Annotated in this window: 8 protein-coding genes; 6 read left to right on the top strand and 2 right to left on the bottom strand. The window is 62.2% G+C overall.

What is annotated here, in order from left to right; all coding sequences use genetic code 11:
• Positions 1 to 10 precede the first annotated feature (10 nt).
• Both AC0J6G_RS14420 and AC0J6G_RS14425 read right to left on the bottom strand, forming a co-directional pair.
• A complete protein-coding gene (locus AC0J6G_RS14420) occupies positions 11 to 1,621 on the bottom strand; it encodes an FMN-binding glutamate synthase family protein (protein ID WP_475248804.1) in 1,611 nt (536 codons plus the stop codon).
• 63 nt (positions 1,622 to 1,684) lie between these two features.
• The gene (locus AC0J6G_RS14425) at positions 1,685 to 2,530 is read right to left on the bottom strand and encodes a 23S rRNA (adenine(2030)-N(6))-methyltransferase RlmJ (protein WP_475248806.1); all 846 of its coding nucleotides are present in this window, start codon (positions 2,528 to 2,530) and stop codon (positions 1,685 to 1,687) included.
• Between the two features lie 114 nt (positions 2,531 to 2,644).
• Here AC0J6G_RS14425 and AC0J6G_RS14430 point away from each other — a divergent pair, with 114 nt between their 5' ends.
• From AC0J6G_RS14430 to AC0J6G_RS14455, 6 genes are all read left to right on the top strand, one after another.
• Positions 2,645 to 3,688: an NAD(P)H-dependent flavin oxidoreductase gene (locus AC0J6G_RS14430; protein WP_475248808.1), complete on the top strand. Its 1,044-nt coding sequence runs from the start codon at positions 2,645 to 2,647 to the stop codon at positions 3,686 to 3,688.
• Positions 3,689 to 3,897: 209 nt separating this feature from the next.
• On the top strand, positions 3,898 to 5,700 hold the full coding sequence (locus AC0J6G_RS14435; RefSeq protein WP_475248810.1) for an acyl-CoA dehydrogenase: 1,803 nt from the start codon (positions 3,898 to 3,900) through the stop codon (positions 5,698 to 5,700).
• A gap of 141 nt (positions 5,701 to 5,841) precedes the next feature.
• Entirely contained in the window at positions 5,842 to 7,587 is a 1,746-nt protein-coding gene (locus tag AC0J6G_RS14440) for a potassium/proton antiporter (protein WP_475248812.1), read from the top strand.
• A 33-nt stretch (positions 7,588 to 7,620) separates the two neighbouring features.
• Positions 7,621 to 10,986, top strand: a complete 3,366-nt coding sequence (mscK, locus tag AC0J6G_RS14445) for a mechanosensitive channel MscK (RefSeq protein WP_475248814.1) — start codon at positions 7,621 to 7,623, stop codon at positions 10,984 to 10,986.
• Between the two features lie 75 nt (positions 10,987 to 11,061).
• Entirely contained in the window at positions 11,062 to 12,522 is a 1,461-nt protein-coding gene (gene selO, locus AC0J6G_RS14450; protein ID WP_475248816.1) for a protein adenylyltransferase SelO, read from the top strand.
• Positions 12,523 to 12,854: 332 nt separating this feature from the next.
• Entirely contained in the window at positions 12,855 to 14,651 is a 1,797-nt protein-coding gene (locus AC0J6G_RS14455) for an SLC13 family permease (protein WP_475248818.1), read from the top strand.
• The last annotated feature ends 36 nt before the right edge of the window (positions 14,652 to 14,687 follow it).

Here is a 14,687-nt window from a genome sequence, read left to right on the forward strand (position 1 = left end):
AGACGTGGGCTTATGGCGCGGGCGCGAAGCTGCTGGCCTGGGCCATGTGCCACATCCGCGAGTAGAACTCCCCGGATATTTCGCCGGTAAGCAACTCACCGGGTTTGAGGAACACGTGCAACTGCGAGTACAGCTTGATCTCGCTGGCTGACATGCGCCGCACCAAATGCTTTGCTTCGATCTGTGACGGGTGCTCAAGGCCGGCGGCGGCGAGCATCTCCGCCAGCGCCTTGAGGGTATTGCGATGAAAGCTGTGCACACGCGCCGCCTTATCCGGCACCACCAGCGCTCGCTGCCGCAGCGGGTCTTGCGTGGCGACGCCGGTCGGGCACTTGTTGGTATGGCACGACTGGCTCTGGATGCAGCCAATGGCAAACATAAACCCGCGCGCCGAGTTGGCCCAATCAGCGCCTAACGCCAGCACGCTGGCAATATCGAATGCACTGACAATCTTGCCGCTGGCGCCGATGCGGATCTGCTCGCGCAGGCCGATACCAACCAGGGTGTTGTGCACAAACAGCAGCCCCTCACGCAGCGGTACGCCGATGTGGTCGGTGAACTCCACGGGCGCTGCACCGGTGCCGCCCTCCTTGCCATCCACCACAATAAAGTCCGGCACAATGCCGGTCTCCAGCATGGCCTTGGCGATCCCCATAAACTCCCACGGGTGGCCCAGGCAGAACTTGAAGCCGACCGGCTTGCCCGCTGACAGCTCACGTAACTGGGCGACAAACTGCAGCAGCTCAATGGGGGTGGAAAAAGCACTGTGGCTGGCCGGCGATACGCAATCCTGGCCCATCGGCACGCCACGGGTCTGGGAGATTTCAGGGGTGATCTTGTGCTTGGGCAGAATCCCGCCGTGCCCCGGTTTCGCGCCCTGACTGAGCTTGACCTCAATCATCTTCACCTGTGGGTTGGCCGCCTGGGCGGCAAAACGCTGCGGGTCAAACTGGCCATTGTCCTGCCGACAGCCGAAGTAACCGCTGCCTAACTCCCACACCAGGTCGCCGCCGTACTCACGGTGATAGGGGCTGATGCTGCCCTCGCCCGTATCGTGGTAGAAACCGCCCAGCTGAGCGCCCTGATTCAGCGCGCGAATGGCGTTGGCGCTGAGCGAACCAAAGCTCATGGCCGAAATATTGAAGACCGACGCCGAGTAGGGCTGGGCGCACTGCGGGCCACCGACACTGACGCGAAAGGTACGGGGGTCGACATGCGCCGCCGGCAGCATGGAATGGCCGATAAACTCGAAACCGCCCTGGTACACATCCGCCAGGGTGCCAAAAGCTTTATCGGCACTCTCATTCTTCGCCCGTGCATACACCAGCGAACGCTGCGCGCGCGAGAACGGCAATTGATCGCTATCAGACTCCAACAGGTATTGGCGAACCTCCGGGCGAATCGCCTCAACCAGATAGCGGATATTGCCCACGATTGGGTAGTTGCGCCGCACCGCATGGCGACGCTGCAGCAGGTCACTAACCCCCACCGCGCTAAGCAGCGCGGTTATCAACACCACCGCCCATAACCCAGGATGCCCCGCCACAAAGGGCAAACCGCCTAGTGTGAACAGCACGCAGAAGGCAAAAGAGGCATAGCGGTTTAGCAGCGACAAACTCATACAAGCTCCTTGCGGTATGCGATGTGGCGAGAGGTCAGACGACCGGGCCTTTGCAGGCAGGGCTTAGGCGGTTTTTTCCTCAATCAGCCAATCCATCCGCCAGCCGCCCTGGGTCTGTCCGAGCAGTTTGGCCAACCAGGGCAGAATCTGCTTGAGCTCATCCTCCAACCCCCATGGCGGGTTGCTGATGACCAAGCCGGAGCCATTCAAGCGCGTCGGCTCATCGGTGGAGTGCACATAGAGTTCGACGCGCAGCAGCTTGGGCGCTTTGCTTTTTTGCAGGTCGCTGTAGAAGCGGCGCAGCTGACGCAGGTCCTTGATCGGGTACCAGATCGCCACCACCGCCTGACGCATGCGGCTGATGGCTTCGCTCAGCGATTGGGCGCAGCGCTCCATTTCATCGACCTGCTCGAACGGCGGATCGATCAGCAGCAGGGCGCGCTTCTCACGGGTCGGCAGCAGGGCGCGCGGCACATGCCAGCCTTCGCCCAGGTGCACCGCCACGCGGCGGTCGCCGCGCATGTTTTCCTTAAGCAGCTGACCGTCCTCTGGGTGTTTCTCATTGAGGTGCAGACGGTCCTGCTCGCGGGTCAGCAAGCGTGCCAATTCCGGTGAGCCCGGATAGTGGCGCAGTTCGCCATCCGGGTTCATCGCGCGGATCACTTCCAGGTAATCCTGCAGCGGGTCGGGTACGTCGGTGGCTTGCCAAAGGCGGGCGATGCCCTCCAGCCACTCGCCGGTGCGGCTGGCTTGATCGCCGCGCAGGTCATACAGGCCGATACCGGCATGGCTGTCGAGGTAAGCGAACGGCGCTTCCTTGCGTGAGAGCAAGGCAATTAGGCGGCTCAAGACGTAATGTTTCAGCACGTCGGCATGGTTGCCGGCATGGAAGGCGTGGCGGTAGTTCATTAGACAGACTCCTGTGGTCCGGCAGTTTAACAGGGCAACCCGATGCAGGCATTTGCCATGCGCGAGGTGGATCAGTACGGTGGCCGCTGATCCGTCTGGCTAGGGAGAACCGACATGTCACTGCACGCTCTTTTGGGCATCGAACTGCCGCTGATTCAAGCGCCCATGGCCGGCGTGCAGCTGCACGCCCTGGCCGCGGCCGTATCAAATACCGGCGCGCTCGGCTCACTGCCCTGCGCCATGCTTGATGCCACCGGGTTACGCAAGGAGCTGCAATTACTGCGCGAGAAAACCCACAAACCCTACAACCTGAATTTCTTCTGCCACACGCCGCCACCCGTCGACACCGTTCGCGAGGCCGCTTGGCGCGAGGCGCTCGGCCCTTATTACACCGAGCTCGGGATTGATCCGGCGAGCATCGCCAGCGGCCCCGGTCGCCAGCCGTTCAGCGCTGACATGGCAGATGTGCTGGAGGCGTTCCGCCCCGCCGTGGTGAGCTTCCACTTCGGTCTGCCCTCAGCTGAGCTGCTGGCACGGGTCAAAGCGTGCGGAGCTAAGGTGCTCAGTTCGGCGACTACCGTGGCGGAAGCGCTGTGGCTTGAAGCCAACGGCGCGGACGCGATTATCGCCCAGGGCCTGGAAGCCGGCGGCCATCGCGGCATGTTTCTCACCGATGAGCTGAGCAGCCAGCTCGGCACCTTCGCCCTGCTGCCGCAGATTGTGCAGGCCGTAAGGCTGCCGGTGATTGCCGCCGGCGGAATTGCTGATGCCGCTGGAGTGCGCGCGGCCATGGCGCTGGGCGCTGCGGGTGTGCAAGTCGGCACTGCGTATCTGTGCTGCGATGAGGCCAGCACCAGCGCCATTCACCGCGCAGCCCTGCAAAGCCCCGCCGCGCAACACACGGCGCTGACCAACCTGTTCAGCGGTCGTCCGGCGCGCGGCATCGTCAACCGGGTGATGCGCGAGTTGGGCCCAATCAGCCCGATGGCACCCGCCTTCCCACTGGCTACGGCCGCTGTTGCACCGCTGCGCAGTAAGGCAGAAAGCCAAGGCAGCGGTGACTTCTCGCCACTCTGGGCGGGGCAGAATGTCAGCGGCTGCAAAGCCATCAGCGCCGCCGAACTGACTCGCGAGCTGGCGCAGGGTTTTATCCAGTAAGCACGAACGCAACCTTGCAAACCGTAGGGTGGATGACGCTGCACCCATCCACCAGTGCGATTTGGTGGATGGATTTGGTGGATGGATAAAGCGTCATCCACCCTACTCGACTGCCTGTGCCCAACAGCTCGTTATCACCCTTATTGATAGTGCTGGGAGGCGCGCGCGCAGCTGCTTAGACTCGGCCCATCGCCACCGGAGGTATCCCCATGTCCGAGTCTCTGCTCAGTTCCCGCAACCTGGCCTTCGAGCTGTATGAAGTGCTGGACGCCGAAGGCCTGACCCAGCGTGAACGTTTCGCTGAACACAGCCGCGAAACCTTTGACGCGGCCATCGACACCGCCCGCAGCATCGCGGAAAACTTGTTCGCCCCGCATAACCGCAAAAACGATGAGCACGAGCCGGAGTATGTCGACGGCGCGGCGGTGCTGATCCCCGAAGTGAAACCAGCGGTAGATGCCTTCCTCGAAGCCGGCTTTCTCAACGCCACCCGCGAGTTTGAGATGGGCGGCATGCAGCTGCCCAACCTGCTGTCGCAGGCGTGTTTTGCGCACTTTCAGTCGGCCAACGCGGCGACCACCTCGTACCCGTTCCTGACCATGGGCGCGGCCAACCTGATCGAAAACTTTGGCAGTGCCGAGCAGAAGCAACGCTTCCTGCAGCCGATGATCGACGGCCGTTTCTTCGGCACCATGGCCCTGACCGAACCGCATGCAGGCTCCTCGCTGTCGGACATCCGCACCCGCGCTGAACCCGCCGAAGACGGCACCTACCGGCTCAAGGGCAACAAGATTTTCATTTCCGGTGGCGACCACCCGCTGTCGGAAAACATCGTGCACATGGTGCTGGCCAAGCTGCCGGATGCCCCGCCGGGCGTGAAAGGCATCAGCCTGTTTATCGTGCCGAAGTTTCTGGTCAACGATGACGGCAGCCTGGGCAAACGCAACGACGTGGTCTTGGCCGGGCTGTTCCACAAAATGGGCTGGCGCGGCACCACCTCCACGGCGCTGAACTTCGGCGATAACGGCGACTGCACCGCTTACTTGGTAGGCAAACCGCACCACGGCCTGAGCTACATGTTCCAGATGATGAACGAGGCGCGCATCGGCGTCGGCATGGGCGCGGTGATGCTCGGTTACGCCGGCTACCTGTACTCGCTGGACTACGCCCGCCAGCGCCCGCAAGGCCGCCTGCCCGATGGCAAAGACCCCACGTGCAATCAAGTGGCGATCATCGAGCACGCCGATGTGCGGCGCATGCTGTTGACCCAGAAAGCCTACGTGGAAGGTTCCTTCGACCTCGGCCTGTACGCCGCACGGCTGTTCGACGACACCCTGACCCTGGAGACCGAGGAAGAGCGCCGCATTGCCCTGGAGCTGCTCGACCTGCTCACCCCGATCGTCAAATCCTGGCCGTCGGAGTTCTGCCTCAAGGCCAACGAGCTGGCCATCCAGATTCTCGGCGGCCACGGCTACACCCGCGATTACCCGGTGGAGCAGTATTACCGCGACAACCGCCTCAACCCGATCCATGAAGGCACCCACGGCATCCAGTCCCTCGACCTGCTGGGCCGTAAGGTGTCGATGAACGGCGGCGCGGCGCTCAAGCAAATGCTCAAGCTGATCCACGGCACCTGCCAGCGCGCCGAAACCCACGCCTCGCTGACCGCCCTGCGCCAGCCGCTGGAGCACCTGCTGGCACGCCTGCAAACCGTGACCCTGGCGCTGCTGGGTGACCTGATGAGCGGCAAGGTCAACGAAGGCCTGGCCAACTCGGCGCTGTACCTCAAGGTGTTCGGCCATACCGTGATCGGCTGGCGCTGGCTGGAGCAAGCGATTCGCGCCGAAGAAGGCCTGGCGCGCGGCAATGCCGCTGATGTCGACTTCTACCAAGGCAAATTGCAGGCCGCACGCTACTTCCTGACCTGGGAAGTGCCGAGCTGCCATCACGATCTGGATATCCTTGAAGCCCGCGATGACACCTGCCTGGGCATGCAAGACGCCTGGTTCTGATCACGCCCGCGCATCTGTAAACCTGACGCCCTGCTAAACGCGGGGCGTTTTTTTTCAGCGATGAATTCAGGCAGCGGTTAGAATCTCTGGCACGCGCCATGCATAGTGGCGCACTCAACCAACCCGCACGGAGTACGCGCCTTGGATGCCAGCACCATCAATAACCTGTTTTTGATCGGTGGCGTGCTGGTGGCAATGAGCATTCTGGTCAGCGCCTTCGGCTCGCGTTTCGGCATCCCGATTCTGGTGATTTTCCTCGGCGTGGGCATGCTCGCCGGTACGGACGGCCCGGGCGGCATCATCTTCAACAACTACCCATTGGCCTATCTGGTCGGCAACTTGGCCTTGGCCATCATCCTGCTCGACGGCGGTATGCGTACGCGGGTGTCGAGCTTTCGTGTGGCCTTGTGGCCATCGCTGTCGCTGGCCACCGTCGGGGTCATGATCACCGCCGGGCTCACCGGCATTGCCGCGGCCTGGTTGTTCGACCTGACGTGGATGGAAGGCCTGCTGATCGGCGCCATCGTCGGCTCCACCGATGCTGCCGCGGTATTCAGCCTGCTCGGCGGGCGCGGCCTTAACGAACGGGTCAGCGCCACCCTGGAAATCGAGTCGGGCAGTAACGACCCGATGGCCGTATTCCTCACCGTCACCCTGATCGCCATGCTCGGCAGCGGCCAGAACGGCGTCAGCTGGGATCTGCTGGTGCAGCTGTTGCAACAGTTCGGCATTGGCGCCCTGCTTGGCCTGGGCGGTGGCTGGCTGCTGCTCAACCTGGTCAACCGGATGCAGTTGGCCAACGGTTTGTACCCGTTGCTGGTGGTCAGCGGCGGCTTGATCATCTTCGCCATCACCACGGCAGTGGGGGGCAGCGGCATTCTGTCGATCTACCTGTGCGGCCTGCTGCTGGGCAACCGCCCAATCCGCTCGCGCCACGGCATTCTGCATATGCTCGACGGCCTGACCTGGCTGGCGCAGATCGGCATGTTTTTGGTGCTCGGTTTGCTGGTTACCCCGCACGAGCTGCTGCCGATTGCCTTGCCCGCACTGGGGCTGGCGCTATGGATGATCCTGTTCGCCCGGCCGCTGTCGATCATCATCGGCCTGCTGCCCTTCAAAGCATTCCATGACCGTGAGCGGGCCTTTATTGCTTGGGTTGGGCTACGAGGCGCGGTGCCGATCATCCTGGCGGTGTTCCCGCTGATGGCGGGGCTGCCCAACGCGCAACTGTTCTTCAACGTGGCGTTCTTTATCGTGCTGGTATCGCTGCTGCTACAGGGCACCAGCCTGCCGTGGGCCGCGAAATTACTGCGGGTGACCGTACCGCCAGAGCCGGCACCGGTGTCGCGCGCCGGCCTGGAAGTCCACCCCACCAGCCAGTGGGAGCTGTTCATTTACCGCCTAGGCGCCGAAAAATGGTGCATCGGCGCTGCCCTACGCGAGCTAAAAATGCCCGAAGGCACACGTATTGCGGCGCTGTTCCGGGGTAAAGAACTGCTGCACCCGTCCGGCAGCACCACCCTGGAAGCCGATGACCTGCTTTGCGTGGTGGGCCATGAATACGACCTTACTGCCCTCGGCAAACTGTTTAGCCAAGCGCCGGCACGCGGCCAGGACCTGCGCTTCTTCGGTGATTTTGTGCTCGAAGGCGATGCCGAGCTGGCGGCTATTGCGGCGCTCTACGGCCTGAAACTGGAAGGCGCCGAAGGTCAGTTGCACCTGGGCCGCTTTATTGCCCACAAGATTGGCGGTTCGCCGGTTATTGGTGACCAGGTGGAATGGCAAGGCCTGACCTGGACCGTGGCCGCAATAGATGGGAACAAGATCCGCAAAGTCGGCGTCAAATTTCCCGAAGGCAGTCGCCCAGGCCCTGGGCTCTTCCTCTAAACTCAGCTTCTTTTCGAGCCAACGATTGCCACTATGCCCTCTCTGCGCACCCATCTAGCCGTTGCCCTGCTCGGGCTTTGCCTGAGCGTTTCTTCACTACAGGCCGCTGAGCCACCGCTGAGCGCTGACGTGCAAAGCAGCCTGGATAGCTTGGCTGATCGCAAATTGCCGGAAGCCGAGCAACTGGCCGTCAAACAGACGCTGGAAAAAACCCTGGCGCTGCTGGACGAAAAAGCCGACAACGAACAGCGCCTGGCTGACCTTGAGAAGCAACTGCAGCAAGCGCCACGGCTGATTGGCGAGGCCCAGCGCGAGTATGAGCGGCTGAAAAACAGTCCGCCCACCCAGGTCAGCCAGCGCTATGGCAAAAGCGCGCTGCCACAGCTCGAACAACTGCTGGCCGAGCGCAACGCGCAACTGAACGAGTGGCAAAAGCAGATCATCGACGCCAACAGCTTAGTGATCACGGCGCAAACCCGCCCTGAGCGCGCGCAAGCGGAAATCAGCAGCAACCAGACCCGCAGCCAGGAAATCAACAACATCCTGAAAAGCGGCCGCGACGCGGGCAAACCGCTGAGCAATGAACGTCGCGACCAACTGAATGCCGAGCTGGCCAAGCTCGACGCGCAAACCCAGCTACGCCGCCAGGAACTGGCCGGTAACAGCCTGCTGCAAGACCTCGGCAACAGCCGCCGGACCTTGCTGGAAGAGCGCATTAAACGCCTTGAGCAGGAATTGCTCGACCTGCAGAACCTGATCAACGAAAAACGCCGCAGCCTGTCCGAACAAACCGTTGCCGAGCAATCGCGTGAAGCCGAGAAAGCCGGCAGCGACACCCTGCTGGCCCGTGAAAGCGCACTTAACCTGAAGCTTTCTGACTACCTGTTGAGCGCCACCGACCGCCTCAATGAGCTGACCCGCCTCAACCTGCAGACCAAGCAACAACTGGATAACCTCAGCCAAAGTGACCAGGCCCTGGCCGAGCAGATCAGCGTGCTGCAGGGTAGCCTGCTGCTGTCGCGCATTCTCTATAAGCAGCAACAGGCCCTGCCGACCTTACAGCTCGACAACAGCCTGCCTGACCAGATTGCCGACCTGCGCCTTTACCAGTTCGAACTTAACCAACAGCGCGAAGCCATCAACAACCCCAGCGTGTATGTCGAAAAGCTGCTCACCACCGCTGACAGCAACGCCGACTCCCAGGTCCTGCGCGCGGATCTGCTGGAAATCATCAACACCCGCCGCGAGCTGATCGACCGCCTCAACCGTGAGCTGAACACCCTGCTCAACGAGTCGATCACCCTGCAACTGAATCAGAAGCAGCTGAAAACCACCGCCGACACCCTGCGCGCCACCCTCGACGAGCAGATGTTCTGGATCCCCAGCAACAAGCCGCTGGACCTGGAATGGTTCAAGTCGGTACCGCGCCTGCTGGAGCGGCAGATCGCCGAGCTGCCCTGGGGCGCCAACCTGCGCCAACTGGGTGCCGGCCTGACCGAACGGCCGTTGCTGTTTCTGCCTTTGCTGCTATTGATCGTGGTGCTGCTGTGGCGCCGTGGTTACCTGTACCGCAAGCTGCGCGAGCTGCATCAGGATATCGGCCACTTCAAGCGTGACAGCCAGTTGCACACGCCCATGGCGATTATGCTCAACGTGCTGCTGGCCCTCCCCGGCACACTGTTCCTGGCGCTGTGCGGCTTTGCCCTGCAGATGGACGCACGCGGGCAGAACGTCAACCTGGGTGAAGCACTGTTCCAGATGGCACAGGCCTGGCTGGTGTTCTACACCGTGTACCGCATCCTCGCCGACGGCGGCGTGGCCGAGCTGCACTTCCGCTGGGGCCGCCCACAGGTGGCCTTTTTGCACCAGCAAGTGCGTCGGCTGGGGCTGGTGGTTATGGCCCTGGTCGCCGTGGTCACAGTGGCCAAACATCAGCCCGCCGGTTTGGGCGATGACGTCATCGGCCTGGCCGTGGTGCTCAGCTGCTACGCGCTGATGGTGTGGCTGCTGCATAAACTGCTGCTCACCGGTCCCGCCCGTGAACACGCATCGGCTTTCCGCATGCTCATCGGCATCGCCCTGAGCCTGCTGCCACTGGCGCTGATCGTCGCTGTCGGCCTCGGTTACTACTACACCGCGCTCAAGCTCAGTGAGCGCCTGATCACGACCCTCTACTTGCTGATGATCTGGCTGATTATCGAGGCCACGTTCGTTCGAGGTCTGTCGGTAGCGGCCCGTCGCCTGGCCTACCAACGCGCCACCGCTAAGCGCCTGGCGCAGAGCAAAGACAGCGGCGAAGGCACGGAAACCGTGGTCGAGGAACCGACCCTGGATATCGAGCAGGTCAACCAGCAGTCGCTGCGGCTGATTCGCCTGGCCCTGCTCGGCACCTTTATCGCCGGGCTTTACTGGGTATGGGCCGACCTGATTTCGGTATTCGCCTACCTGGACAACATCGTCCTGTATGAATACAGCAGCGGCACCGGCGATGCCGCCACCCTAATGCCCATCAGCCTTAGCGATGTACTCGGCGCACTGGTCATCATTGGTATCACCGTGGCATTGGGGCGCAACCTGCCCGGCTTACTCGAAGTGCTGGTGCTCTCCAGGTTGAACCTGGCCCAGGGTAGCGCCTACGCCACCACCACCCTGTTGTCCTACGCCATTGTCGGCATCGGTTTTGTGATCACCCTGTCGACCCTCGGCGTCAGTTGGGACAAGTTGCAGTGGCTGGTGGCGGCGCTATCGGTGGGCCTGGGCTTTGGCTTGCAGGAGATTTTCGCCAACTTTATCTCCGGCCTGATCATCCTGTTCGAGCGCCCCGTGCGCATCGGCGATGTGGTGACCATCGGCAACCTGTCCGGCACGGTCAGCAAGATCCGCATTCGCGCCACCACCATCACCGATTTCGACCGCAAAGAAATCATCGTGCCGAACAAAACCTTCGTCACCGACCAACTGATCAACTGGTCGCTCAATGACACCGTGACCCGGGTCATTGTAAAAATCGGCCTGGCCTACGAGTCGGATCTGACCCTGGCGCGCCAACTGATGATGCAGGCCGCCGAGGAAAACCCACGGGTATTGCGCGACCCGGCACCGCTGCTGTTCTTCCTGACCATCAGCGCCAGCACCTTCGACTACGAGCTGCGCTTCCATGTCCGCGAGCTGGGCGACCGCAACGCCGCCACCGACGAAATCCTCACACGCATTGCCTTGAGCTTCCGCGAGCACGGGGTGGAAATGGCCTTCAACCAGGTCGATGTGATGATCAAAAACCTGCACGGCCAGGAACTCAACCTGACCAGCGGGCAAATGGTTGCAGCCTCCGTGGCAGCCGATGCCCAGCAGGGGCTGCTGCCCGCGGATGCACCCAAGCCGGCAATCGATCCCCAGTAACGTGCCGCCTGGCCTGCAGATGCGGGCCGCCACCTCACCACTGCCGGGCCACACCTGCCCGGCTGGAGCTTGACCGTGAAGTCGCTTATCGAGCTGCAGTTCGACAACCGTTTTGCCCGCCTTGGCGACACCTTTTCCAGCCACGTGCTACCCGAGCCGATTGCCGAGCCGCGCCTGGTCGTGGCCAGCCCAGCGGCCATGGCCTTGCTCGACCTGGACCCGAGCGAGGCGGACAGCGAGGTATTCGCGCAGATTTTCACCGGGCACAAGCTCTGGAGCATCGCCGAGCCGCGCGCCATGGTCTATTCCGGGCACCAGTTCGGCGGCTATAACCCGCGCCTGGGCGATGGTCGCGGCCTGCTGCTGGGCGAGGTGGTCAACGAGGCTGGCGAGTACTGGGACCTGCACCTCAAAGGCGCCGGACAAACGCCCTACTCACGCTCAGGCGACGGCCGTGCGGTGCTGCGTTCCTCGATCCGCGAGTTTCTCGCCAGCGAACACCTGCACGCCCTTGGCATCCCCAGCTCGCGAGCGCTGTGCGTGACCGGCTCCAGCACCCCGGTGTGGCGCGAGAAGCAGGAAACTGCGGCGATGGTGTTGCGCCTGGCGCCCAGCCATGTGCGTTTCGGCCACTTCGAATTCTTTTATTACACCCGCCAGCATGAGTCACTCAAACAGCTGGCCGAGCACGTGCTGCACAACCACTACGCCGACTGCGCGCAGCAGGAGCAGCCGTACCTGGCGATGTTCCGCGAAATCATCGAACGCAACGCCGCGATGATCGCCTACTGGCAGGCCTATGGCTTCTGCCATGGTGTGATGAACACCGACAACATGTCGATCCTCGGCATCACCTTCGATTACGGCCCTTATGCCTTCCTCGATGACTTCGACGCCAACCACATCTGCAACCACTCCGATGACACTGGCCGTTACTCGTTCAGCAATCAGGTGCCCATTGCCCAGTGGAACCTCGCCGCCCTTGGCCAGGCGTTGGTGCCACTGGTGGAGATAGAGGCGCTGCGCGAATACCTTGGCTTGTTCCTGCCGTTGTATCAGGCGCATTACCTCGACCTGATGCGCAAACGTCTGGGCCTGCTCAGCGCCGATGACGGCGACGAATCGCTGGTGCAACGCCTGCTGCAACTGATGCAAAGCAGCGCAGTGGATTACACCCTGTTCTTTCGCGAACTCGGCGACAGCCCGGCGGTGCAGGCCGTGGCGCACCTGCGTGACGACTTTACCGACCTCGCCGGCTTCGACGCCTGGGCCGCCGACTACCTGGCGCGCAGCGCGGGCGATGACGACGATCAGCAGCAGCGGCGCACCCGCATGCACGCCGCCAACCCCAAGTACATTCTGCGTAATTACCTGGCGCAGCAAGTGATCGAAGCCGCCGAACAGGGCGACTACGCCCCGGTGCGCGAACTGCATCAGGTGTTATCGCAACCCTTCGATGAGCAGCCCGGCTTCGAACGCTACGCCCAGCGCCCGCCGGAGTGGGGCAAGCACCTGGAAATCAGCTGCTCCTCCTGAACAGAGCCGTAGGGTGGATGACGCCTTTTTCATCCACCCACTGCCCCAATAAATGGATAGAGCGCCATCCACCCTAAATGCTGTTTGTCGTCGCCAGACATGGGGGCTTTAGCTGCGAAAACCGCCGCTAGAGCCACTGCCACACGGCCTTCGAAGAGCGCCCTGCGTCCATAAAACTGCCTTATCTATTAAACCGAAAAGGCATATAAACCTTTCCAAACATTCTTAGACTCTCTAAGCAGCAAGCCTTATCTTCTCCGCCTTGCGTGGCCGCGCCGTCTGGATTCGCCGCGCCCGATACCTCATACGAGATTCGCACGCTAAGGATGTTCATGTTCTGGGACCCTCTCCCCCTGCCCTTACTGTTTGTCGGTGCCTTGCTGGTTTGGGTGCTGTACGCCTTTGTGCGCGAGAAGTGGAGCCCGGACATCGTCGCGGCCATCGCCGTGGCAGCACTGCTGATTACCCAGCTGCTGACGCCGGGGGAAGTGCTCAGCGTGCTGAGCAACTCGGCGCCGGTGACCATCGCCTGCATGTTCGTGCTCTCCGCCGCGCTGGAACGCACCGGCTGCATCGATGCCCTGGGCAACTGGCTGGGCAATTTAGTCGGCACCAGCCCGATCCGCGTGCTCACTGGCCTGACCGTGACCGCCCTGGTGATTTCCGCCTTTCTCAATAACACCCCGGTGGTGGCCATTCTCACCCCAGTGGCAATTTCCCTGGCGCGACGCGCTGGCACGCTGCCGTCGAAGCTGCTGATTCCGCTGTCTTACGCCACCATCCTCGGCGGCACGCTGACCATGATCGGCACCTCAACCAACATTCTGGTCGACGGTGTGGCGCGCAAGGCGGGCCTTGAGCCTTTTGGTATGTTTGAAATTACCGGTGCCGGGCTGATCCTGGCGACGGTGGGCATGCTCTACCTGCTGACCATCGGCCGCCACCTGTTGCCGGAACGCGAAACGCTGTCCAAGCAATTACGCCCGGACCTCGACCGCACCTTTATGACCGAATTGCTGGTGCCACACGATTCGCCGGTGATCGGTAAATCCCTGCACGAAGCCAACCTCAATGGCGGCAGCGGCCTGCAGGTGCTCAAGCTGTTTCGCGAAGAGCAAGAGCTCACCGCGCCAGGCACCGACACCTTACTGGCCAGCGGCGACCGCCTGGTGCTCCACGGCCAAGTCAAAGACGTGGTGGAACTGCGCGGCACCGGCCACCTGACGCTCAACCGCAGCGACGCCTTCGAAACCATCAGCAGCCATGACGTGATCCTCGCCGAGGCCATCGTCGGGCGTAACTCGCGCTACAGCCACCGCCCCATGCGCGACCTCGACCTCACCGCGCGCTACGGCATTGCCGTGGTGGCCGTGCACCGTCAGGATGAAAACATCCAAGGCAACCTCGACGATTTCGAGCTGCAGTTCGGCGACGTGATGCTGGTAGAGGGCACGCCAGCACAAATCAAACGCTTTGCCGACAACGGCGAGCTGATCAGCCTGAACGCCGTGCAGGAACGCGCCTTCCGCCGCGACAAGGCGCCAATTGCGATCATCGCCACCATGGCGGTCATGCTGCTGGCGGCCTTCGGCGTGATGCCCATCGAGGGCCTGGCGATCATCGGCGCAGTAACCGTGCTGGCTACTCGTTGCCTGGACGTGGAAGACGCCTACAAAGCGGTGGACTGGAAGATCCTTAGCCTGATCTTCGGCATGCTCGCCATCAGCATCGCCATGGATAAAGTCGGCCTGGTCAAGCTGATGGTCGAGAACGTCATGGGCTTGATGCCCTGGGCCGGGCCGCTGCTGATGCTGTCATTCATCTACCTGTTCACCTCGATCCTTACCGAGGTGCTGTCCAACAACGCCGTCGCAGTGCTGGTCACCCCGATTGCCATCGGCATGGCCCAGCACCTGGGCGTCGACCCGCGTGCCTTTGTGGTCGCGGTGATGTTTGCCGCCAGCGCCAGCTTCGCCACGCCCATCGGCTATCAAACCAACACCTTCGTGTACAACGCCGGCGGCTATCGCTTTACCGACTTTATGAAGGTCGGCATCCCGCTCAACCTGCTGCTGTGGGTGGTCGCCAGTTTCGTGATTCCGTGGTTCTTCCCGCTGACCCCGGTTTAACGGCATAAGCGCTACGCGTATCGATCTAAACCAAGG

It is taken from the genome of Pseudomonas sp. TS_SC_3, assembly GCF_056156225.1.